This is a genomic window from Dactylosporangium sp. CA-092794, from assembly GCF_050948465.1.
Taxonomy (GTDB): domain Bacteria; phylum Actinomycetota; class Actinomycetes; order Mycobacteriales; family Micromonosporaceae; genus Dactylosporangium.
This window is the reverse complement of sequence record NZ_CP192044.1, coordinates 169,344-190,808: the sequence shown is the minus strand read 5'-3', so window position 1 is coordinate 190,808 and position 21,465 is coordinate 169,344. Positions and strand designations below refer to the sequence as shown.

General features: G+C 73.0%; 16 protein-coding genes. 10 read left to right on the top strand and 6 right to left on the bottom strand.

All coding sequences use genetic code 11. The features are described 5' to 3' along the window. Nucleotide 1: 1 nt before the first annotated feature. Both ACQPXD_RS00830 and ACQPXD_RS00825 read left to right on the top strand, forming a co-directional pair. On the top strand, nucleotides 2-919 hold the full coding sequence (locus tag ACQPXD_RS00830; protein WP_432833795.1) for an SCO2523 family variant P-loop protein: 918 nt from the start codon (nucleotides 2-4) through the stop codon (nucleotides 917-919). Then, nucleotides 916-1,854, top strand: a complete 939-nt coding sequence (locus ACQPXD_RS00825; protein WP_432833793.1) for an SCO2522 family protein — start codon at nucleotides 916-918, stop codon at nucleotides 1,852-1,854. Before ACQPXD_RS00830 ends, ACQPXD_RS00825 begins: the two co-directional genes overlap by 4 nt. Here the strand turns inward: ACQPXD_RS00825 and ACQPXD_RS00820 are convergent. Together ACQPXD_RS00820 and ACQPXD_RS00815 are read right to left on the bottom strand one after the other, a co-directional pair. Then, nucleotides 1,851-2,882: a DUF6879 family protein gene (locus ACQPXD_RS00820; protein WP_432833791.1), complete on the bottom strand. Its 1,032-nt coding sequence runs from the start codon at nucleotides 2,880-2,882 to the stop codon at nucleotides 1,851-1,853. The two genes, ACQPXD_RS00825 and ACQPXD_RS00820, sit on opposite strands and share 4 nt — an antisense overlap. A gap of 11 nt (nucleotides 2,883-2,893) precedes the next feature. Next, nucleotides 2,894-3,796, bottom strand: a complete 903-nt coding sequence (locus tag ACQPXD_RS00815; protein WP_432833789.1) for an SCO2521 family protein — start codon at nucleotides 3,794-3,796, stop codon at nucleotides 2,894-2,896. A gap of 134 nt (nucleotides 3,797-3,930) precedes the next feature. On the opposite strand from ACQPXD_RS00815, the gene ACQPXD_RS00810 reads away from it, so the two are divergent. Next, on the top strand, nucleotides 3,931-4,917 hold the full coding sequence (locus ACQPXD_RS00810; protein ID WP_432843535.1) for an FAD-dependent oxidoreductase: 987 nt from the start codon (nucleotides 3,931-3,933) through the stop codon (nucleotides 4,915-4,917). On the opposite strand, the gene mqnE is transcribed toward ACQPXD_RS00810, so the two are convergent. Then, a complete protein-coding gene (gene mqnE / locus ACQPXD_RS00805; protein ID WP_432833787.1) occupies nucleotides 4,918-6,087 on the bottom strand; it encodes an aminofutalosine synthase MqnE in 1,170 nt (389 codons plus the stop codon). Between the two features lie 195 nt (nucleotides 6,088-6,282). Here mqnE and ACQPXD_RS00800 point away from each other — a divergent pair, with 195 nt between their 5' ends. The 4 genes from ACQPXD_RS00800 (at nucleotide 6,283) to ACQPXD_RS00785 (ending at nucleotide 15,772) form a co-directional block, all read left to right on the top strand. Further along, nucleotides 6,283-7,938 carry a C40 family peptidase gene (locus tag ACQPXD_RS00800; RefSeq protein ID WP_432833785.1) on the top strand — a complete coding sequence of 552 codons (1,656 nt, stop codon included), beginning with the start codon at nucleotides 6,283-6,285 and terminating at the stop codon, nucleotides 7,936-7,938. Between the two features lie 266 nt (nucleotides 7,939-8,204). After that, a complete protein-coding gene (locus ACQPXD_RS00795) occupies nucleotides 8,205-13,709 on the top strand; it encodes a hypothetical protein (RefSeq protein ID WP_432833783.1) in 5,505 nt (1,834 codons plus the stop codon). Between the two features lie 122 nt (nucleotides 13,710-13,831). Then, complete coding sequence (locus ACQPXD_RS00790) at nucleotides 13,832-15,106, top strand: DEAD/DEAH box helicase (RefSeq protein ID WP_432843533.1); 1,275 nt, start codon at nucleotides 13,832-13,834, stop codon at nucleotides 15,104-15,106. Between the two features lie 60 nt (nucleotides 15,107-15,166). Continuing rightward, on the top strand, nucleotides 15,167-15,772 hold the full coding sequence (locus ACQPXD_RS00785) for a putative glycolipid-binding domain-containing protein (protein ID WP_432833781.1): 606 nt from the start codon (nucleotides 15,167-15,169) through the stop codon (nucleotides 15,770-15,772). Nucleotides 15,773-15,777: 5 nt separating this feature from the next. Here the strand turns inward: ACQPXD_RS00785 and ACQPXD_RS00780 are convergent, their stop codons facing one another. Continuing rightward, nucleotides 15,778-16,224: an Lrp/AsnC family transcriptional regulator gene (locus ACQPXD_RS00780; RefSeq protein ID WP_432833779.1), complete on the bottom strand. Its 447-nt coding sequence runs from the start codon at nucleotides 16,222-16,224 to the stop codon at nucleotides 15,778-15,780. Nucleotides 16,225-16,409: 185 nt separating this feature from the next. Here ACQPXD_RS00780 and ACQPXD_RS00775 point away from each other — a divergent pair, with 185 nt between their 5' ends. Continuing rightward, complete coding sequence (locus ACQPXD_RS00775) at nucleotides 16,410-16,637, top strand: BldC family transcriptional regulator (RefSeq protein WP_363343122.1); 228 nt, start codon at nucleotides 16,410-16,412, stop codon at nucleotides 16,635-16,637. Here the strand turns inward: ACQPXD_RS00775 and ACQPXD_RS00770 are convergent. Both ACQPXD_RS00770 and ACQPXD_RS00765 read right to left on the bottom strand, forming a co-directional pair. After that, nucleotides 16,600-17,232, bottom strand: coding sequence for a UbiX family flavin prenyltransferase (locus tag ACQPXD_RS00770; protein ID WP_432833777.1), 633 nt, complete (start codon nucleotides 17,230-17,232; stop codon nucleotides 16,600-16,602). The genes ACQPXD_RS00775 and ACQPXD_RS00770 overlap by 38 nt on opposite strands. 70 nt (nucleotides 17,233-17,302) lie before the next feature. Then, complete coding sequence (locus tag ACQPXD_RS00765) at nucleotides 17,303-18,880, bottom strand: LPXTG cell wall anchor domain-containing protein (protein ID WP_432833775.1); 1,578 nt, start codon at nucleotides 18,878-18,880, stop codon at nucleotides 17,303-17,305. A gap of 198 nt (nucleotides 18,881-19,078) precedes the next feature. Between ACQPXD_RS00765 and ACQPXD_RS00760 the strand changes: the two genes are divergently transcribed. Together ACQPXD_RS00760 and mqnP are read left to right on the top strand one after the other, a co-directional pair. Continuing rightward, a complete protein-coding gene (locus tag ACQPXD_RS00760; protein WP_432833773.1) occupies nucleotides 19,079-20,539 on the top strand; it encodes a menaquinone biosynthesis decarboxylase in 1,461 nt (486 codons plus the stop codon). Next, the gene (gene mqnP, locus ACQPXD_RS00755) at nucleotides 20,536-21,456 is read left to right on the top strand and encodes a menaquinone biosynthesis prenyltransferase MqnP (RefSeq protein WP_432833771.1); all 921 of its coding nucleotides are present in this window, start codon (nucleotides 20,536-20,538) and stop codon (nucleotides 21,454-21,456) included. The genes ACQPXD_RS00760 and mqnP overlap by 4 nt, the downstream gene beginning before the upstream one ends. Nucleotides 21,457-21,465 lie beyond the last annotated feature (9 nt).

The window sequence follows — 21,465 nt, the reverse complement described above, 5'->3', positions numbered from 1 at the left end:
CATGCTCGTCTTCGCCGTCTCCGACAAGGGTGGTACCGGGCGCTCGGTGACCAGCAGCAACATCGTGTACCGCACCGCGCTCAGCGGCCGGGACGCCTGTTACCTGGACTTTGACTTCGGCTCGCCCACCGCCGGCACGGTCTTCCAGATCGAGCGGCTGGTGACCGGCCTGCCCGGCACCGGCCTGCACTCCTACCTGCTGGGCCGCACCGACCGGCCGTATTCCGTCGACGTGTGGGCCGAGTCCGAGGGCGATACGCTGCGCCGCCAGCCGCCGGGCTCGGGCCGGCTGGCGCTGTTCCCCGGCGACCGAGCCGGCGGGGAGTTCCCCACCTCCGACGAGACGGTCGCGCGCTGCGCCGACCTGTTCCTGTCGCTCGAGGAGCAGTACGACGTCGTCCTGGTCGACCTGAGCGCCGGGCGCTCGTATGCGGTGGAGACCGTGCTCGCCGCGACCGCCCTGCAGCAGCTGCGGCACATCACGACCCGCTGGCTGGTCTTCCACCGCTGGACCCACCAGCACATCCGGGCCACCCACGACCTGGTCTTCGGCGACAAGGGCATCATCTCCGCCGGCAAGGAGCAGCGCCACGAGGAGGGTGACCTGCGCCGCTCGATCCGGTTCGTGCGCACCGCGGTCGTCCAGCCCGACTCGCCGTCGCTGTCCGGCCTGCGCGCGGCGCAGGTGGCCTGGCTGGAGGACTGCAACGCCTCCCTGCACGTGCTGGCCGGCCGGCTCGGGCTGGGCCGCACCGCGATGCTCGGCAGCGTCCCGCTCGACCCGGTCCTGCAGTTCCGCGAGCAGCTGATCTCCGACGACGACGTGCGCCGGCGGCAGACAGCCAACCGCGAGACGGTCGCCGCCTTCACCGACCTGGCCGAGAAGCTGCACGACGACCGGGCCTGGGAGCCGCTGTGACCGGCCCCACGACGGCGTTCCGGGAGGCGACCGCCGACCCGCGCCCGGCGGCGGTCCCGCTCGCTCACGTGTCGATCGAGCTCGGCCATCTGTATTTCGAGGACTTCCGCGGCGACGAGACCCGCCTGCCGCGCTACTTCGCCCGGGTGGCGCCCTGGGTCGAGGCGGCGCGCTCGGTGCTCGCCGCCGAGTTCGGCGAGCGGCGCCCGCGGATCAGCACCTGCTTCCTCATGGACGACTACTTCGGCCCCACGCTCGCCCCGCGCGACGTGCTGCCCCAGGTGATCGCCGCCGCCGATGCGGCCGGGCTGCACATCGACTACCTGGCACGCGAGTCCGGCTGCGCCGAGGCCGACGGCGTCGCGCTGGCCGAGCTCGTCCAGGAGCGGATCGTGGCCGACCCGCCGCCGGACACCAACGGCTCCCGGCCGCCGGCCAAGGACAGCGGCTGGCTGAGCAACGGTCAGCGCTCGCCGCAGCCCGGCTCGGCGATGAACTCGCTGCGCCCGTGGGGGCCACCGGCGGAGAACGGCACCGCCCGCCACTCCGTCTTCGTCGACGTCGAGCTGCGCGGCCGGGGCAAGTGGTCGTGCGCCTACCTGGCCGCGATCTGGCAGCTGCTGCGGCTCGGGCTGCTGCGCCACAACGGGGAGGCGGTGGCCCAGCCCCGGGAGTGGCCGGAGCCGTTCCCGCGGGACTGGGCCCAACTGCCGGCCGTCATCCGGCTGAATCCGAAGGCGGCGCCCTTCAGCGCCTACCGCACCCTCTCCGTGCTCGGCCCGCGCTTCCTGCCGACCGAGCACGCCGTCCGCACGATCCTGAGCCAGGTCGCCGTGGACCGCCAGGTCAACGAGGCGATCGTGGCTCGCGCGGCGGCCGAGGACCTGCCGTTGCCCCTCGATGTCGTCGAGCGTCTCGGGTACCTCTTCGTCTAGCCACCGTCGACCCTGCTCGCATGGTGCCAGAGGTCCCTGAAGCGGTCGATGCGGTCGCGCACCCGGGCGGCGCGCAGCTCCAGGCGGGTGTTGACGATCGCCGGTCGTACCGAACCGTCGATGCTGGACGCCGGGGTCATCTCGTAGCTGATCGTGTCGTCGAAGAGGATGAAGTCGAACAGCGAGCTGCGGCGGGTGCCCGGGATCGCCGTCGTGTCCAGCACCCGCACCTCGATGCCCAGGTCGTGCTGGAGCTTGCAGATCTCCAGGAAGGTCGGGTCGCCGACCAGGGTGGCGCGGTCCATGATGAACACCCGGCGCACCTTCACCCCGCGCTGGATCGCGTCGCGCTGGATCTCCAGGTAGCGCTGGCCCAGGTCACTGGACCACAGGCCGCCGTCGACGAAGCCGCCGCCCCGGGCGTCGACCGTGGTCAGGCTGGTGGCGTCGATGCTGCGCCGGCAGGTGCGGGCCAGCGTGAGCATCCACTCGCGGTCCTCGCCCTCGTAGGTGACGTTGCCGCCCTCGCTGAGCTCCTTGAGGAACTCCGACGTCCGGCCGATCTCGGCCTGCGCGAACTGCAGCACCAGGGGCGGCGCGTCCGCGGGTATCTGGGTCGCGTGGCGTACCAGCTGGGTCATCGCATCGGTCCGCAGCGCCGACGCCTCGACCAGCCCGAACAGCTCGGTGGCCTCGTTGATCTTCGTGAACCCGTGCTTGACCTCGTCGCTGATCCGGGTGAGCCGGTCGTCGACCAGCCCCTCGACGACGGACGCGTGCCGGGCCTCGGCCCGCTCGAGGGCGCCCATCCGGCCGTCCGACTCGTGCAGGAACTGTGTCAGGAACACCATCCCGCCGAGCAGCAGCGACAGGGTGATCACCCAGATCTGTTTCTCGTCGATGTGCTCGATCCAGACGTTGGTCAGCAGGTAAGCGAACACGCCGATCCCCACGGAACCGGCGAGCCTCCTCCATACGCGCGGCTGCGGCACCACGTCCAGCTGCCGCCGCGGCTCCCCCTCGATCATCTGCCCTCCCCCTACGGCTCACCCCGTGCCCGCTGGACGAGCGTCTCCAGCGTGCCGAGCGTGAGCTGATCCCTGATGCGGTCGACACACGAGCGCCATTGCCGTGCCAATCCGGGTCGGCGTTCGAGGCTGTCCCAGAGCCCCGAGATCGCGTCGGTGAGCCGCGCCTGGGGCATCCACAGGTGCAGCAGGTGTTCTACGGCGGGCCGCAGCCGCTCGATGCGTGCGCCGTGGTCGCCGCTGGGGCCGGCCTCCACGACGTGCAGGAGCGTGGCGAGCAGCCAGTCGTGCACGGCCACGTCGTCGCAGAAGTCTCCGACGTCGGCGAAGTCGGCCGGGTCGCAGCGCACGACCAGCGTGCGCAGGCCCCGGCGCTCGATCGCGAACCGCGCGCCGGCCTCGGCGGCGTCGGCGGCCGGCAGCGCGACCCAGCGCAGCGTCGTGCGCGCCGCCTTCATCGGCGCGCGGCGATCGAGGAGGTCCGAGCGCTGCACCGCGTTGAGCAGCCGGGCCGCGATCGAGCCCAGGTCCAGCGTCTGCGGGTCGCGCTCCTCGGCGACGAGCCCGTCGGCCAGGTCCTGCGCGTCGCCCTTGCCGATCAGCTCGACGTGGCCGGGCCGGGCGAGGTAGTGCGACCAGCCCAGCCGCCGCCCCTGCGCCCCGGCGGAGAGCCGGAACCGGGCGGAGCCCTGGACCAGGTGGCCTCCGGTGATCGACACCCGTCCGGCGACGGTACCGACCGCGCGGCTCCTGGTGCCGCTCCGGCTCGGCAGCCGGCAGTCGACGCCGGTGAGCACGTCGGGCGAGGCGACGTGCGCGATCGGTCGCAGCGACCGGCGGACGCGCTCCCCGCCGGGCTGGCGGACCAGATCCTCGGCCAGGTTCACCGGCAGCGCGGCCGAACTCTGCAGCAACGCGGTATGTACTTCACCAACCGCAAGAAGGGGCAACTCGGGCAAAGCTTCGTCCCCTTCACGTGTGACGTGCGGTTGTAGCATTCGATTCCACCTCATCAGAGCGGGTCTATGCAACTGCCCGTATTCACTTGATGACTCGATTGGCTTACTGTCGGCATATGCCTCAGCCTCGGCCCGTACTGGTGATAGGCGCGGGCGTATCCGGAATGACCTCGGCCATTCGGCTGGCAGAATCCGGCTACCCCGTCGAGATCATTTCGCGTGAGCCACCGCACCGGTCGACATCATGCTCCGCCGGCGCCCTCTGGGGTCCGTACCTGGCCGATGATGATCGCGTCATCCGCTGGAGCGAGCGGACCCGGGTGGTGCTCGAGTCGCTGGCCGAGCCGGGTGCCCTCACCGGCGTGCGCTGCCTGCTCGGGCTCGAGGCGGCGCGCGAGCCGGCCCCGGTGCCGGAATGGGCCCGCGGGCTGAAGGGCTTTCGCGAGGCCACCGCGGAAGAGCTCGGCGAATTCAGCAATGGTTGGTGGTACGAAGCACCGATCGTCGACATGCCGGTGTACCTGAAATATCTGCAGGGCCGGTTGGCGGATCTGGGCGTGCCGATCCGCGGCGGGGAGATCGATCGATTCGATCCCGATCTCGCGGCCGGGCGGATCATCGTCAACTGCACCGGGCTCGGCGCCGGGCCGCTCACCGGCGACGACACGCTGCTGCCGGTGCGCGGTCAGCTCGTGGTGGTACCAAATCCGGGTCTTGATCGGTTTTTCGCCGAACACGACGAAACACCCGAGCCGACGTATCTGCTGCCCCACGGCGACCTGCTGGTCCTCGGCGGCAGCATCGAGGACGGCGTCGGCGATCCGGTGGTGGATATGCGGGTCGCGGAGGCTATCCAGCGCCGCTGCGCGCTGATCGACCCGCGGGTGGGCGGGCTGCGGCCGATCGAGCACCGCGTCGGCGTGCGGCCCGGACGGCCGGCGATCCGGCTCGAGCACGAGCGGACCGCCGACGGCGTGGACGTGGTGCACAACTACGGCCACGGCGGCGCCGGCGTCACCGCCTCCTGGGGGTGCGCGGAAGAGGTCGCCGCGGTCGTCCGCGCACTGGACGGTTAGCTAGGCCCACACCTGCTGGGGCTCGCTGCGCCGCTGCGCGAGCGGGGTCGGCTTGTCGTACTCCCGGACGATCTCGTAGCGGGTGTTGCGCTCGACCGGCTGGAAGCCCGCGTCCCAGATCAGCTGCAGCAGGTCCTCGCGGTGCATCGTGTTCGGCGTGCCGTAGCTGTCGGCGTCGTGGGTGATCTTGTACTCCACCACCGAGCCGTCGAGGTCGTCGACGCCGAAGTTCAGCGAGAGCTGCGCCACCGACAGGCCGTGCATCACCCAGAAGCACTTGACGTGCGGCACGTTGTCGAACAGCAGGCGGGAGACGGCGAAGGTCTTGAGGCTCTCGGCCGGCAGGGCCATCTTGGTGCGGGCCTGCAGCCGGTTGCGGATCTTGCCGTCCGCCGAGTCGACGAAGTCGTGCTGGTAGCGCAGCGGGATGAAGACCTGGAAGCCGCCCGTCTCGTCCTGCAGCTCGCGCAGCCGCAGCACGTGGTCGACGCGGTGGCGGGGCTCCTCGATGTGGCCGTAGAGCATGGTGGACGGCGTGCGCAGGCCCTTGCTGTGCGCCAGGCGGTGGATGCGCGACCAGTCCTCCCAGTGCGTGGCGTGGTCGACGATGTGCTGGCGGACCTCCCAGTCGAAGATCTCCGCGCCGCCGCCGGTGAGCGACTCCAGCCCGGCGTCCATGAGCTCGTCGAGGATCTCGTCGGCGGGCAGGCCGGAGATCTTCTCGAACCACTGGATCTCGGTCGCGGTGAACGCCTTGAGGTTCACCCCCGGCAAGGCGCCCTTCAGCTCGCGCAGCACCTTGGGGTAGTACTTCCACGGCAGCGTCGGGTGGAGGCCGTTGACGATGTGCAGCTCGGTGAGCTGCTCGTCCTCCATTTCCTTCGCCTTGGCCACCGCCTCGTGGATGCGCATCGTGTATGCGTCCTTTTCGCCCGGCTTGCGCTGGAAGGAGCAATACGCGCAGCTGGCCGAGCAGACGTTGGTGAGGTTGAGGTGCCGGTTGACGTTGAACATCACCCGGTCGCCGTTCTTCTCGGTGCGCACCTGGTGGGCCAGCCGACCGAGCCAGACCAGGTCGTCGCTCTCGTAGAGCGCGACGCCGTCCTCCCTGCTCAGCCGCTCGCCGGCGGTGACCTTGGCCTCGAGTTCGCGCTTCAAACCAGCATCCACGCCGCCAGCGTACGTCGGACCTCGCGTTCCCCCTGCATTCACCCGCGCCTGACGAAGCTGACATTGATCGACACTCGACGGGCGACCGCTGCGTGCGGTAAGAAAAGTGAGGCAGAAACACGGTCGGGCGGCAGACCGACTGATCGATCGACAACGATCGACCATTGGCGTGGCTCCCGACTGGGGACGGTGGCGATGAACGGCGGGCTGGTGCTGCGAGCGGCGTATCCGGTGGAAGATCCGGTGTCGCCACCCGCACGGACAACCCCGAGCACGCTCGGGCGCAGGCGCATGCCGTCGCTGCGCCTGAGCCGCGGCCCAGTGGTGACCGCCACCGTGGTCTGCACGATGCTGTGCTCGCTGATCGCCCGGCCGGCGTATGGCGACCCCGGCACGGACATCCTCCCGGACACCGGCTCCCGCCCGATCGCCGCCGGCGAGCTGGTGCTGCCCGGCCAGGGCGCGACCACCGCGCCGCCGGCCACGACCACCACGGCGCAGGGCCCGAAGGCGGCCGAGCTGGCGCAGCTAGAGATCGCCGTCGCGCAACTCGGCGAGAAACGCAACCGGGCATCGCTCGACCTCGACACCGCGCAGAATGCGCTGACCGACGCCCAGGCCAAGCTCACCGCCGCGACCGCCAACGTGCAGGATCTCAAGGAGAAGGCCGACAACGCCGCCGCGGAGGCCTACAAGCGCGCCGCCGGCCTCGGCCCGCTCGACGGCTACGCCAGCGACCTGCACAAGTTCGGCCTCCTCGCGCCGGGCCTCGGCGACCAGCCGGGCGGCCAGGAGGCGGCCCGTGACCTGCTGCGCGCCCAGGAGACCCAGACCGCCGCCCAGCGCGAGGTCCAGGCCGCCCAGCAGTCCTTGCAGCAGGCGCAGGACACCTACACGCCCATCGACACCGACTTCCAGGCGCAGAACAACCACTACCTGCAGGTCCGCGCCGAGAACGACAACCTGGTCCTGCAGCTCGAGGCCGAGCAGGACGCGGCCGAGCAGGCGCTGAGCCCCAACCTGGTCGACAGCCCGACCATCGACGGCATGGTGGCCAACCCGAAGGCCGTCCAGGCGCTCAACTTCGCGCTCAGCAAGGTCAATATCGCCTGGTACGTCTGGGGCGACGAAGGCCCCGACACGTTCGACTGCTCCGGCTTGGCGTACTGGGCCTATGCCCAGGTCGGCGTGCACGTCCCGCGGGTCGCCGCGGACATGTACCACGGCACGCACGCGATCCAGGCGACCCGCAACAGCCCGGGCGACCTGCTGCTGCCCGGCGACCTGGTGTACTTCGCCACCGACATGAGCGACTGGCGCACGATCTACCACATGGGCATCTACATCGGCGGCGGCAAGATGGTCAATGCCCCGACGAGCGGCCAGAAGGTCAAGATCGCGGAAGTCCGCTGGTCCCGCCTCTTCGGCGCGACCCGCATCTTCGACGCCGTGCCGGGACCCGGCTACACCGGGCCGCCGATCGTCACGACGACGGCCCCGGGCGGCGGTGGCACCACGACCTCCCCGTCGAACTCGGCTTCCCCGTCGCCGTCCAACTCCACGTCGCCGTCGCCGTCGACGCCGCCCTCCACGCCGCCGTCGACCCCACCCTCTACCCCACCGTCGACGCCGCCTTCCACTCCGCCGACTACGCCGCCCTCGACGCCGCCGACCACTCCGCCGTCGCAGCAGCCGCCGTCGCCCGACCCGACGACCTCGGCGCCCACGCGGGAGCCGACCCAGCAGCCGTCGAGCAAGCCGGCGAGCTCGAGCCCGGCGGCGGTCGAGACGTCGGCCAACGCCGGGGCCAGCACCTCGGCCCAGCCGGCGAGCGCTTCCGCCGGGCAGTAGCCCCCTGCGCTCGGGACGGGCCGCCGGTTCGGACTGGTGGCCGTCCGTTTCGGGCGGGAATAATGGGTAGTGTCCGGTGGTGGATCGGCCACGCGGAGACGCGGGTGGATCGGCCAGGTGGAATCGCCCGGGTTCCGAAACCCGACGCACTCCGACCCAGCGCTGCGTGACTCGATGTGGCACCGTGGACCCGTTGCCTGGCGGAAAGGGGAGCCGCCGGGCGCGCGATGATGCTCGCGTAGGGCACCGGTTCATGGAGGACAGCGATGGACGAGCGGGAGACGCGGGACAGCGCACGCGGCGAGACGGTGCCGACCGGCCCGTCGCTAGGCACCTCCGCACCGTTCGGCGCCCCGGCGCCGTCGGGCGGCACGCCCACGGGCACCGAGCCACCGGCACCGGAGGACAGCGCCGACCTGCCACCGCTGCCGCCCCCGCCCCCGGTGGGCGCGGAGCTACCGCCGGAGCCGACCGACGAGCAACTGCCGGACCAGGCCTTCGAACTTCCACCGACCCCGCTCGACGGCGCCCTGTGGCCCGGCGCCAACCCGTTCGACGCTCCCGGCTCCGCCGCTTCCTCCTCCTCGGACGATGAGGACGACCCCGAGATGGCGGCGCTGATGGCCGCCTTCGCCGACTCCCCCGCCCCGACCTCGGACAGCGTTCCGGACAGCGCTCCGGTTGGCCCCCCGCCGGCCGTGCCCGCGGCCCTCTCCACCTCCGCGCCCGCTGCAAACCTCGCGGGCGCTCCTGCTTACCTCCCGCCGGCATCGGACCAAGCCTCGCCTTCGGACCTCCCCCCGGCCCCCGACCGCGCGTCGTTCTCCGGCACGGCGCCGGCCTCGGAGACCCCGGCGCCACCTTCTTCGGACCTCACCCCGCCAGCGGACCTCGCCCCGCCAGCGGACCTCGCCCCGCCAGCGGACCTCGCCCCGCCTGCGGACTTCGCCCCGCCTGCGGACTTCGCCCCGGCGCCGGCCTCGGCGTTCACCGAGCCGGACGAGCAGGTGATCGCCGCGGCGGTCGACGAGGCCCCTGCCTATCAGCTGCCGAGCCTCGAGCCGTCGCTCGGCGTCTACGGCCCGCCACCCACCGACCCGACCCCCCTCCCGGTCGCCCCGATCGCGGAACGCGCCGAGGGTGAGGACTCGGGCGGCCTGGCGGCCCCGTTCGGACCGGCCCCGCTGGTCGGCTTCGCCCCGGCCGCGGCCCCCGAGGAACCGGATCTCGAGCCCTCCGAGCGCGACGACCACGGCCCGGGCGACTCGCTGTCCCCTGGCGCGGGTTCCGAGGCCGCGGACGACGATGCTTCCGACCCTTCCGCTCCGGTGGTGGGCCGCGCGACGGTCTCCACGATCAGCTCCCCCGAGGGCGAGGTCCCGGAGCTACGCCACGAGGCCGGCACCTACCGCCGCGGCGACTTCTCCATCCCGGGCATCGACCCACCTTCGGGCGTGGTCCGGACGCTCTCCGACCCACAGCCTCCGCTCCAGCCGCCGGCCGCCTCGATCCCGCCCGCCGCGCCCACCTCCGTGCCGCCCCCGCCCGCCGCACCCACCGCGGCGCCGCCGATCCCGCCCGCCGCGCCCACCTCGGTGCCGCCGATCCCGCCCGCCGCGCCGGCTTCGGCCGCGGCCGTCTCCGCCTCGGCCCCGCCGGCCGCGCCCGCTTCGCCTCCGCCGCCCCCGCTGCCCAGCCGGCTGCGCACCCCGCGCCCGCCGCTGGAGTCGTCGTGGGACGCGTTCGCCAGGCCGTGGACGTCCCCGGCGGCTCCCGACGCGCCGCCCGCCGCGGCCGAGCCACCGGCCCCGGAACCGCCCGCCGTCCCGGCCCCGGCCGCCTACCAGGTGCCGGCCAACGACCCGTCCCCGTCATACGGCCCGCCCAGCGAGCCCCCGCCGTCCTACGGCCCCCCTTCGTCCTCCTACGCGCCGCCCAGCGAGCCGGCGCCCTCCTACGGGGTGCCCCAGAGCGCGCCGTCGTCGTCCTACGGACCGCCCAGCGAGCCCGCGCCGTCGTATGGCCTGCCCCCGAGCGCGCCGTCGTCGTCCTACGGGCCGCCCAGCGAGCCGGCGCCCTCCTACGGGGTGCCCCAGAGCGCGCCGTCGTCGTCCTACGGGCCGCTTAGCGAGCCCGCGCCGTCGTTCGATCCGGCCGGGGAGCCGCCCGCATACGAGCCGGCCATGAGTTCGCCGTGGGAGCCCGCCGCCGGTGGTCAGGCGCCGCCGCCGGCCGAGGTTGCCGAGTCCGACTCGGAGGCACCGGAGAGCGAGCCGGCGGCAGTCGAGCCTCCGGCGGTCGTCCACCCGTTCGCGATCCGGCCGGCACCGGCCCGGCCCGCGGCGCCCGAGCCGTCCGCGGCCGCGGAGCCGCCGGTCGTACCGGCGCTGCCGGGCACGTACCCGCCGCCGAACCCCGAGCTCAGCCCACCGGCCCGGCCGGATCTGGCGCCCGCCGCTTCCGCCGCGCCCGGCAACGGCTCGCCCGACGCCGGGCCAGACCTGAGCGCCGTGGCCGGGGGCGTGATTGCCGGGGCCCGGGCCAGCGCCTCGGTGCCGGGCCTGCACAGAGTCAGCGCCGAGGAGGCCGCACAGGCCGCCCGCGCCGCCTCGACGCCGCGGGTGTACCGCGCGGGTGCCTCCGCCGGCGAGTCGTCCGGCGCTGAGCAGGCGCCCGGCGACGACGACCCGGGCCGGCCGCTTCCCGGGCCAGAGCCCTCGCCGTTCCCGCACCCGGAGCCGGGTCCGCAGCCCGAGCCCGGCCCGTTCCCGCCGGCGCCGGCCCCCGAGCCGATCCCGCAGCCGTTCCCGCCGGCCCCCGAGCCCGAGCCGATCCCCGAGCCGGAGCCGACCCCGCGCCCGGGCCCGACGCCCGACCCGTTCCCCCACCCGCAGCCGCCGCCCCGGCCGTTCCCGTCGCCGTCGCCGTTCGGGCCCGGCCCGTTCCAGGCCCCGGGCACCGCAACGCCGCCGACCTCCGGCGCCCCGGCATACGGCATCCCGGACGCCCAACCGGCCCCGGCATTCGGCGCCGTGCAACCGCCGCCGCTGCCGACCTCGGTGCCCCCCTACGGTGCACCGGACGCCGTGCAGCCGCCGCCCTTGCCGGGTGCAACGCCACCGCCGCTGCCCGGAGCCACGCCGCCACCCCTGCCTGGCTCCACGCCCCCGCCGCTGCCCGGTTTCACGCCGCAGCCCGTGGCCGGCGCGACGCCGCCGCCCCTGCCGGGCTCCACCCCGCCACCCCTGCCGGGCGCCACGCCACCGCCGCTACCCGGCCCCGCGCCGGCCTACGGCGTGCCCGACGCCCAGCCGGCGCCGGCATTCGGCGCCGTGGCCCCGCCACCGCTGCCGACCAGCGCGCCGCCGCTGCCGGGCGCCACGCCACCGCCCCTGCCCGGCGCCGCGCCGGCCTACGGCGTGCCCGACGCCCAGCCGGCTCCCGCGTTCGGCGCCGTGGCCCCGCCAGCGCTACCAACCAGCGCGCCGCCGCTGCCGGGCGCCACGCCACCGCCGCTACCCGGCGCCGCGCCGGCCTACGGCGTGCCCGACGCCCAGCCGGCTCCCGCGTTCGGCGCCGTGACGCCGCCAGCGCTGCCGACCAGCGCGCCGCCGGCCGCTTACGGTGTCCCGGACTCGCAGCCGGCACCGGCATTCGGTGCGGTGGGGCCGCCGCCGCTGCCGGGGGGTGCGGAGCCCGAGGCCGAGGTGCCGCAGGCGCCGGTGTACGGCATCCCGGACGCTACGCCGGCGCCGCCGTTCGGTGCGGCGAGCGTCTCGGCGGAGGAGCCGCCGCCGCTGCCGGCCGACAGCACGCCGTCGGCGCCCGCGTACACGACGCCGTCCGCCGAGCATCCGTGGGGGCATGACGACGGGCCGGCCGACCAGTCGTCCGGCGCGCCGTGGCAGGGTGGCCGACCGCAGGGACAACCCGGGTGGAACCCGCCGCAGGGCCGTCCCGGCTGGGCGCCGCCGCAGGGTCAGCCGGGCTGGAATCCGCCGCCGGTGCCCGGGCAACCGGGCCAACCAGGCCAACCGTGGCAGCCGGGCCAACCCGCACAGCCGGGTCACCCGGGCTACCCGCCACAAGCCGGGCAGCCGGGCCAGCCGGGATACCCACCGCAAGCCGGACAACCGGGCCAGCCGGGATACCCGCCACAAGCCGGACAACCCGGACAGCCGGGCTATCCGGCGCCGGGGCAGCCGGGCTACCAAGGACAGCCGGGCCAGCCGGGATACCCGGGGCAGCCGGTGTACGGTGCCCAGCCCGGACAGCCGATGCGGCCGGGCTACCCCCCGCAACCCGGACAGCCCGGCTACCCGGGACAGCCGGGCTGGCAGCAGCCCCAGTCGGCCCCGCCGGCCCAGGGCTGGCAGCAGCCGCAGCCGGGGCAGCCGGGCTGGGGCCAGCCGCCCGCGCCGCCGCAGCCGGGCTGGAACCCGCAAGGTTCCGTGCCGCCGGCCCAGGGCTGGCAGCCGGGCGCCAACCCGCCGCCGCAGCCGCAGCAGGGGTGGGCGCCGCCGCCCGGTTCCGTGCCGCCGGCCCAGCCGGGCTGGAACCCGCCGCCCGCCCAAGGTCAGCCGGGTCAGCCGGGCTGGAACCCGCCGCCGGCGCAGGGCCAGCCGGGTTGGGGCCAGCCACCGGCCCAGGGGTGGACTCCACCGCCGGCCTCGGTCCCGCCCGCGCAGCCGGGCTGGGGGCAGCCGCCGGCATCGACCCCGCCCGCCCAGGGCTGGGGCCAGCCGCCGACCTCGACGCCGCCAGCGCCGCAGGGCTGGGGCCAGCCACCGACCTCAACGCCGCCGGCCCAGCAAGGCTGGGGCCAGCCACCAACGTCCACCCCACCCGCATCCGCGCCACCGGCGCCGCAAGGATGGGGGCAACCACCGACCTCAACACCGCCCGCACCACAGGGCTGGGGGCAGCCGCCGACCTCGACGCCACCGGCGCCGCAAGGATGGGGGCAACCACCGACCTCAACACCGCCCGCACCACAGGGCTGGGGGCAGCCGCCGACCTCGACGCCACCGGCGCCGCAAGGATGGGGGCAACCACCGACCTCAACACCGCCCGCACCACAGGGCTGGGGGCAGCCGCCGACCTCGACGCCACCGGCGCCGCAAGGGTGGGGGCAGCCGCCGACGTCCACGCCGCCGGGAGCGGCGCAAGGCTGGTCCGGCGCGCCGCAGCCCGTGGACCCGTGGGCTCCGCCCCCGATGCCGGGTGCTCCTCGAACGGAAAGCGACGATCATGAAGTACCAAATCCGGGATGGCATCAGCCGTCGAACGGGCCTGGGCGAGACGAGTTCCCGCCTCCGGCCAACCGCGCTCCGGGCAGCGTCTACCCATCGACGGGCGGGCCGGCCCAGCCCGCGCCCGAGCACCAGCAGCCGCCCGCGATCCCCCCGCCCGACGAGGAGGGCGAATTAGCCGAAGAGCCGGTGGCGGTATCCCCCGCCGCCGAAAGCTACGGAACGTGGGCCCGCAAGCAGCGGTCCTCCGAGGGCACCATCTATGGCGGGTCGTCCAGCGACCCGCCGGCCGTCGGAGGCAGCTCCCTGGAGAATTCGGGCTCGCTCACCGGGCACATCCTCAGTCAAGGCACCGAAGAGTCGGACGACGACGAGGCGCCCCAGCGGTCCGGCAACCTCCGGGTGATCATCATCATCGCGGTGATCGTGGTGGTGTTGATCGCCGGCGGGTACTTCGCCGTCACGCTCGCGCGGGACTTCATGGACAGCGTCTTCAGCGACTTACCGCAGAAGAAATAGCAACAACGTGAGCCGCGACACGGCCGCTGGGACCTGACGTCGGAGATCGGATATTGTTAAGCGTTCTCCAATCGGAAGGTCCCAGCTCCTTGCTGCTCGCTGACCCCAGCTCGTACCCCTCCATTTTCACTGACAACACCACCGCCGGGCCGGGGTTCGCCGGTCTCGGTCTGCCCAACAAGTTGGTCCGCGCACTGGCCAACCAGGGCATCACGGAACCGTTCCCGATCCAGTCCGCGACCGTGCCCGACGTGCTCGCGGGCCGCGACGTGCTGGGCCGTGGGCGCACCGGCTCGGGCAAGACGCTCGCCTTTGGGCTGCCCATGCTCACCCGGCTGGCCGCCGCGGGCCGCTCCCGGCCGCACGCGCCCAAGGCGCTGGTGCTGGTGCCGACGCGGGAGCTCGCGATGCAAGTCAACGACGCGCTGACCCCGCTGGCCAAGACGCTCGGGCTGTTCTGCAAGACCGCGGTCGGCGGCGTGCCCTACGACCGGCAGATCTGGTCGCTCGAGCGCGGCGTCGACGTGCTCGTGGCCACCCCGGGCCGGCTCGGTGACCTGGTCAAGCGCGGCGCCTGCCGGCTCGACGCGGTCGAGATCACCGTGCTCGACGAGGCCGACCAGATGGCCGACATGGGCTTCCTGCCCGAGGTCACCGAGATCATGGCCCAGACGCCCGCGGGCGGGCAGCGGCTGCTGTTCTCGGCCACCCTGGACAAGGACGTCGACGCGCTGGTCGCGCGGTTCCTGGTCGACCCGGTGACGCACTCGATCGAGCCTCCGGTGGCGTCGGTGAGCTCGATGGACCACCACGTCCTGCTCGTGCCGCCGCACGACAAGTTGGCCGTGGCCGCCTCGATCGCGGCGCGCCAGGGCCGGACGATCCTGTTCGTCAAGACCCAGGCCGCCGTCGACGAGCTCGTGGAGCAGTTCGCCCGGGTGGGCGTGCGGGCCGGCGCGCTGCACGGCGGCAAGACCCAGCGGGTGCGCACCCGCACGCTGGCCGAGTTCCGCGAGGGCACGGTGGACGTCCTGGTCGCCACCGACGTCGCGGCGCGCGGCATCCACATCGACGACGTGTCGCTGGTCGTGCACGTCGACCTCCCGCGGGACCAGAAGGACTACCTGCACCGGGCCGGGCGCACGGCGCGGGCCGGCGCGGCCGGCACGGTCGTGACGCTGGTGCTGCCGCGGCAGCGGCGGCGGGCCGCGGCACTGCTGGCCAAGGCCGGCGTCACCCCCAACGAGCTGCGCGTCCGCGCGGGCGATCCGGCGCTGGCCGAGGTGACCGGCGCGCGGCAGCCCAGCGGCGTGCCGGTGCGCATCCCGCACAACAACGCCGCGCCCGCGCCCGGACGCCGCCGGCCGGGTGGCCCGCGGCCACCGCGCAACCGGTAACCGATCGATCACACGCGACGCCGTCCCACGGAAACGCCCGCGGTCGGATACGGTCCGGAGATGACCGTGCTACCGCGGGCGTTCGCCTGGCAACGGACCGACACCACCGGCGGCGAGTTCGTCACCCTGGACGACAGGCGAGGCCTGCGCGCCAAGGGTGTTGCGTTCGCCGCGGACCACGCGCTGTATTCCTGCCGCTACGAGCTGTATACGGACGAGGGATGGGCGAGCACCCGGCTGGAGGTCGCCGTCGAGGGTGCCGGCTGGCTGCGCACGCTGCGCATGGAGCGCGCCGCCGGGCGCTGGCGGGTGACCACCAGCGAGCAGGGTGACCTGGGGCGGGTCCTGCCGACCGCGCCGATATCGGGCATCGAGGAGCCGGACCGGCTGCACGCGGTGCTCGACGTCGACCTCTACAACTCGCCGCTGACCAACACGCTGCCGGTGCGCCGCCTCGGCCTGCAGAAGGCCCAGCCCGGCACGATCGTCACGATAGAGGCCGCATGGGTACTCCTACCAAGCCTCGCCGTCCTCCCGCTCGACCAGAGCTATGAGGTGCTCGGGCCGCGGCGCGTGCGGTATCGCTCGGAAACCTTCACCGCCGAGCTGGAGCTCACCGACGACGGGTACGTGGCGGAGTACCCCGGCCTGGCGACGCTGGCGTGATGCGCTCAGCCCGCCGGCTGCACCCGCCCCTCCCATTTCGTGGAAAGCGCGATGGTCGTGCGGGTCCGAGCCACGCCCTTGACCCGGTTCAGGTCGACGATGAGCCGTTCCAGATCGCCGATGGTTTTCACCCTCGCCTTGCACAGAAACGATTCCTCGCCGGCCATGAAGTAACAGGACTCGATCTCCTGGCGGTCGCGCAGCGCCTCGAGCACGGAGTCGGTGTCACCGCTGCTGTCCTGGACGATGCCGATGACCGCGGTGAGCGGCAGGCCCAGCGTCTCGGGCTCGACTTCGGCGCGGTAGCCGCGGATCACCCCGGACGATTCGAGCTTTCCGACCCGTTCGTGCACGGCCGGGGCGGAGAGGCCGACCTTCCGGGCGAGCTCGGCGTATGGAAGCCGGGCGTTGTCCCGGAGGAGGTCGATAAGTTGGCGATCGATCGCGTCCATCGCGACAAGCCTAACGGTCCGGCTTTTAACACAGCTAATTACCCAGAAGTGCGTTTTCCTCGTTTCCCGGACACGGCACGTGAGCGGTGCTGTAATGGGCGTACATCCCAGGATGACTCGCGCTTTCAGCTTCGCAGCATGGGGGTGCGCGAGCCCGGCGAGCCACCCAGGGTAAAGGAGGGGCCGTGGAGACGGGAGATCGTCTGCTGACGCCCGGTGAGGTCGCTGCCTTGTTTCGCGTCGATCCGAAAACGGTGACACGCTGGGCGGCGGCCGGCCGGATCAGTAGCATCCGAACCCCGGGTGGACACCGGCGGTTCCGGGAGTCCGAGGTGAGGGCGTTGCTCGAGGGCGACGAAACCCTGGATGACACCTCTAACGGGAATGGCCGAGCTCACCCGACCAACGAGTGAACAGGCTGTGCGATACGCCGGCGGCGTCGAGCACCTTACCGGCGACGAAGTCGACCAGCTGGGCGGCCGTGGCCGCGGCGCCAGCTGTATAAAAGCCGGGGCTCGCCGGCAGGATCACCGCGCCCGCGTCGTGGAGGGCAATGAGGTGCTCCAGGTGACTTCGGGTGACCGGGGTCTCGCGGGGCACGACCACGACCGGGCGGCGCTCCTTGAGGTTCACCTCGGCGGCGCGCTGCAGGAGGTCCTTGGACAGCCCGATGGCGATGCCGGCGCAGGCGGCGGTGCTGGCCGGCACCACCAGCATGCCCTTGGCCGGGTAGGACCCGCTGCTGGGCCCGGCGGCCAGATCGCCGGCCGGCCAGTGCACCACGTCGGCGCCCTCGATCGGCCGCCCTAGCCAGGCGGCGAGGTCGTCCTTCCAGTGCCCGTCGCGGAACGACACGCCGGTCTCGTCGAGGACGGTGAGCCGCGCCGCGCGCGACACGACGAGGTCGACGGCCTCGCCGGCGTCGAACAGCGCCCGCAGCACGGCCGCCGCATATGGCGTCCCGGACGCCCCCGACACCCCGACGATCCAGGGCCTGCGCTGATCCACGCCCCAACTCTGCCATGCAGGCGGGGGCGGCCCCCGCTCGGGAGCCGCCCCCGACCAGCGCTTTCCTGCGCTACTCGGCCTCGCCGTCCCGCGGCGTGACGAGCACCACCCGGCGCCGGCGCGCCATGACGAACAGCACCGCGCCGCCGGCCAGCAGCGCCGCGCCGACCCCGGCCACCATGGCGGTCTGCGCCCCGGTCACGGGCAGGAAGCCGGTGCCGGATCCGCCGCCGGCGGCGGCGGTCGGGTTGATCACAACCTGGGCCACGTCGTTGGCCGCATTGTCGTCGGTGCGCTCCGGCGCCTGCCGCGACGCCGGGTCGTTGAACGACACGATGCCGGTGGCGTTGGGGATCACTTTGGTGATCCTCAGGTCGAACTCCGAGGTTGGTGCCTGCCCGGGGGTGAAGTACGCACCGCGGACGAGGCACGCATAGAGCGGCCGCGCGGGCGTGTTCGGCTGCAGCCCCTCGTCGTCGCCCGGATGCCACACCGCCTGGCAGCCGCCGGGCACGTTGACCACGCTCGTGCCGTCGGGGACCGTGAAGAAGTACGCCCACGACGGCTCGCCGTAGTACTCGCCGTAGACGTGGCTGGCCTCGATCGACGCCCGGCCGACGTTCTTGACGCCGATGGTCACCTTCACCGTGTCGCCGGCCTGCCCGGTGGCCGTGGCCCCGATCGAGGCCACGTCGACGAAGTTGTCGACGTTCCAGGTCCGGCTGGCGGCGTTGTTGTAGCCGTTGAGGTCGTGCTGCGGCTCGGCCGCCGCGGCGGCGGAGTACTTCCGGCCGCCCGACGCCTTCTTGGCCTGCGCCGCCGACCGCATCGCCGCCGGCCTGCTGTCGGCGAAGAATGTGGCCCCCAACCGGCCGTCGGCGTCGGCCGCGACGGTGGCCATCAGGCCCGGGTGCCGGCTGCCGTCGGCGCTCTCGGTGACGAAGGTGAGCCCGTCGCCGGGGTCGAGCGCCTCGCCGACCGGGCAGTTGACCTCGGTGCTGAACGTGGACTCGAGGTAGGTGCAGCCGTCATACGGCGCCGGGACCAGCCCGTGTTGCAGGAAGAACGTGAACCCGGGCGTCCTGGCCGGCTGGCTGCCCAGGTTGCGCAGCGTGGCCGGCAGCCACACCACGTCGCCCGGCTTGGCCGTCTGGTCGGGGGCCACCGGGTCGTCGGCGACGAGGTCGGGGCCGTCGGCGATGGTCACCGTGGCGCCGCTGCCGGACACGCTCGCGGCGTTGTCGGCGTGCGGCTGTACGTCGAAACCGCCGGTGTCGCCCACCTTGGCGCCGTCCGCGGCCTTGAGGTGCAGCGGAATCCGCAGGCCCGAGTAGGTGCCGTCGGGCAGCTGGCAGGTGATCGTGGTGCCGCTGGTCACACAGCCCTCGTAGTCCGTCGTCAGGACGGCGACCTCCAGCCGGGCCGTGGAGATGGTGAGCGACGCCTTGACCGCCCCGGTCACGGAGAGCGAGACGAACGCGGTGGTATTGGTGCCGATACCGACGTTGATGGGGCTGTCCACGGCGGCGAACATGCTCGCGGACGGCTCCGCCCGGACGGGCAGCGCCGGCGCGAGCGCGAACGCGATCGCCGCCGCGGAGGCGATGCCACCAAGGCGTTTGGCCCTGGTGGCGAGGGATCGACTCATGCGCATCCTAAAGATCCGGGGAGGGTACGGCCGGGAGCCTAGTGAACCCGAAAGTCGCTCACGATCCCGTTCGCGCCCCGAACGGCCGCTCTTCGGGGGCCGTTCGGGGGAGCGCGAAACGATTACTCAGCGCTACGACCGAGCCCGGACGGGGAGGGCGGCGGGAAAAGTGTCGTACCCGGTTGCGAGGATGACGGCATGGCTCGCGGCTTTCCCTATGCAGACCTCAACGACTTCCTCGCCGCTCTGGAGCAGGCGGGCGAGCTGCACCGGGTGAGCGCCCCCGTCGACCCGCACCTGGAGATCAGCGAGGTCGTCACCCGCACCGTGCGGGCGGGCGGGCCGGCGCTACTGTTCGAGCAGCCCACCCGGGGCGACATGCCGGTCGCGATCAATCTGTTCGGCACCGAGCGGCGCACGGCCATGGCGCTCGGCGTCGAGCGGCTCGACGAGGTCGGGCAGCGCATCGGCGAGCTGGTCAAGCCCGAGCTGCCGGTCGGGTGGGCCGGGATCCGCGACGGCATCGGCAAGCTCATGCAGCTCAAGTCGGTGCCGCCCAAGCACGTGAAGAGCGCGCCGTGCCAGGAGGTCGTCTACAAGGGCGACCAGGTCGACCTCAACCGGCTGCCCGGGCTGCAGGTGTGGCCCGGCGACGGCGGGATCTACCACAACTTCGGCCTGACCCACACCAAGCACCCCGAGACCGGCAAGCGCAACCTGGGGCTCTATCGGCTGCAGCAGCACAGCCACAACACCCTCGGCATGCACTGGCAGATCCACAAGGACTCGACCGCGCACCATGCGGTCGCCGAGCGGCTCGGGCAGCGGCTGCCGGTGGCGATCGCGATCGGCGCCGACCCCGTGGTCTGCTACACGGCGAGCGCGCCGCTGCCGTCCGACATCGATGAGTATCTCTTCGCTGGCTTCCTGCGGGGCGAGCGGGTCGAGATGGTCGACTGCCTCACGGTGCCGCTGCAGGTGCCGGCCAACGCGCAGATCGTGCTGGAGGGCTATCTGGAGCCCGGCGAGCGGCTGCCCGAGGGGCCGTTCGGGGACCACACCGGCTTCTACACGCCGGTCGAGGACTTCCCGGTGCTGCACGTGGAGTGCATGACGATGCGCCGCCAGCCGACCTACCACTCGATCATCACGTCGAAGCCGCCGCAGGAGGACCACGGCCTGGGCAAGGCGACCGAACGCATCTTCCTGCCGCTGCTCAAGCTGCTGATCCCGGACATCGTCGACTACGACATGCCGGCCGCGGGGGTGTTCCACAACTGCGTGATCGTGTCGATCCGCAAGCGCTACCCGAAGCACGCGCAGAAGGTGATGAGCGCCATCTGGGGCGCTCACCTGCTGTCGCTGTCGAAGCTGGTCGTGGTCGTCGACGAGGACTGTGACGTGCACGACTACGCCGAGGTGGCCTTCCGCGCCTTCGGCAACGTCGACTACGCCCACGACCTGCTGCTGACGCAAGGCCCGGTCGATCACCTGGACCACGCCTCCTACCAGCAGTTCTGGGGCGGCAAGGCGGGCCTGGACGCGACGCGCAAGACTCCCGCCGAGGGCTACCATCGCGGCTGGCCGGATGAGCTGGTCATGTCGCCCGAGGTCGTCGCGCGGGTCGACAAGCGCTGGAGAGAGTATGGGTTCAAGTGACGATCGCTGAGGCACCACCGAGCCGGGTCAAGGCGTTCCTGCGGCTGGTGGCGATCGAGCACTCCGTGTTCGCGCTGCCGTTTGCCTACCTGGCCGCCCTCACGGTGATGACCACGACGGGAGCGCGCTCCGGCGGCCACCCGCGGGTCGGCTGGCTCGACCTGCTGCTGGTGACGGTGGCCATGGTCGGCGCCCGCACGTTCGCGATGGCCGCCAACCGGATCATCGACCGGCGCATCGACGCGCGAAACCCGCGCACCGCCCGCCGCGAGCTGGTCACCGGGGCGGTGAGCGTGCGCACGGCGTGGACCGGCGCGGCCGTCGCCCTGGTCGTGTTCCTCGGCGCGGCGGCCCTGCTCAACCCGCTCTGCCTGGCGCTCTCGCCGCTCGCGGTGGTGCCGCTGGTGGTCTATCCGTATGGCAAGCGCTTCACCAACTGGCCGCACGCGCTCCTCGGCCTGGCCCAGCTGGTCGGGCCGGTCGGCGCGTGGCTGGCGGTCACCGGCGACCTGCGCGGCTCCGGCCCGGCCTGGGTCCTCGGCGCCGCGGTCGGGCTGTGGATCGGCGGCTTCGACCTGATCTACGCCTGCCAGGACACCGAGATCGACCGGGAGATCGGCGTGCACTCGGTGCCGGCCCGCTATGGCGTCCCGTTCGCGCTGCGGCTGTCCACGGCGGTGCACGTCGTCACGTTCGCGCTGTTCGTCTGGTTCGGCTACCTGGTCGGGCTGGGCTGGCTGTGGTGGATCGGGCTGCTGGTGACCGCCGCGGCGTTCGTCTACGAGCACGCGATCGTGCGCCCGGGCGACCTGTCCCGGGTCAACCGGGCGTTCTTCACCGCCAACGGGTTCGTCGGCATCGCGCTGTTCGTGTTCGCCCTGCTCGACCTGATCATCCGCGGGGGACTGAGGCCCTGACATGTCGGC

Excerpts from the sequence above, each read along its gene's own strand:
- ACQPXD_RS00830 (WP_432833795.1), top strand. The coding sequence starts at position 2 with ATGCTCGTCTTCGCCGTCTCCGACAAGGGTGGTACCGGGCGCTCGGTG.
- ACQPXD_RS00820 (WP_432833791.1), bottom strand. The coding sequence starts at position 2,882 with ATGATCGAGGGGGAGCCGCGGCGGCAGCTGGACGTGGTGCCGCAGCCG.
- ACQPXD_RS00810 (WP_432843535.1), top strand. The coding sequence starts at position 3,931 with ATGACTCGATTGGCTTACTGTCGGCATATGCCTCAGCCTCGGCCCGTA.
- ACQPXD_RS00800 (WP_432833785.1), top strand. The coding sequence starts at position 6,283 with ATGAACGGCGGGCTGGTGCTGCGAGCGGCGTATCCGGTGGAAGATCCG.
- ACQPXD_RS00795 (WP_432833783.1), top strand. The coding sequence starts at position 8,205 with ATGGACGAGCGGGAGACGCGGGACAGCGCACGCGGCGAGACGGTGCCG.
- ACQPXD_RS00785 (WP_432833781.1), top strand. The coding sequence starts at position 15,167 with ATGACCGTGCTACCGCGGGCGTTCGCCTGGCAACGGACCGACACCACC.
- ACQPXD_RS00780 (WP_432833779.1), bottom strand. The coding sequence starts at position 16,224 with ATGGACGCGATCGATCGCCAACTTATCGACCTCCTCCGGGACAACGCC.
- ACQPXD_RS00765 (WP_432833775.1), bottom strand. The coding sequence starts at position 18,880 with ATGAGTCGATCCCTCGCCACCAGGGCCAAACGCCTTGGTGGCATCGCC.
- ACQPXD_RS00760 (WP_432833773.1), top strand. The coding sequence starts at position 19,079 with ATGGCTCGCGGCTTTCCCTATGCAGACCTCAACGACTTCCTCGCCGCT.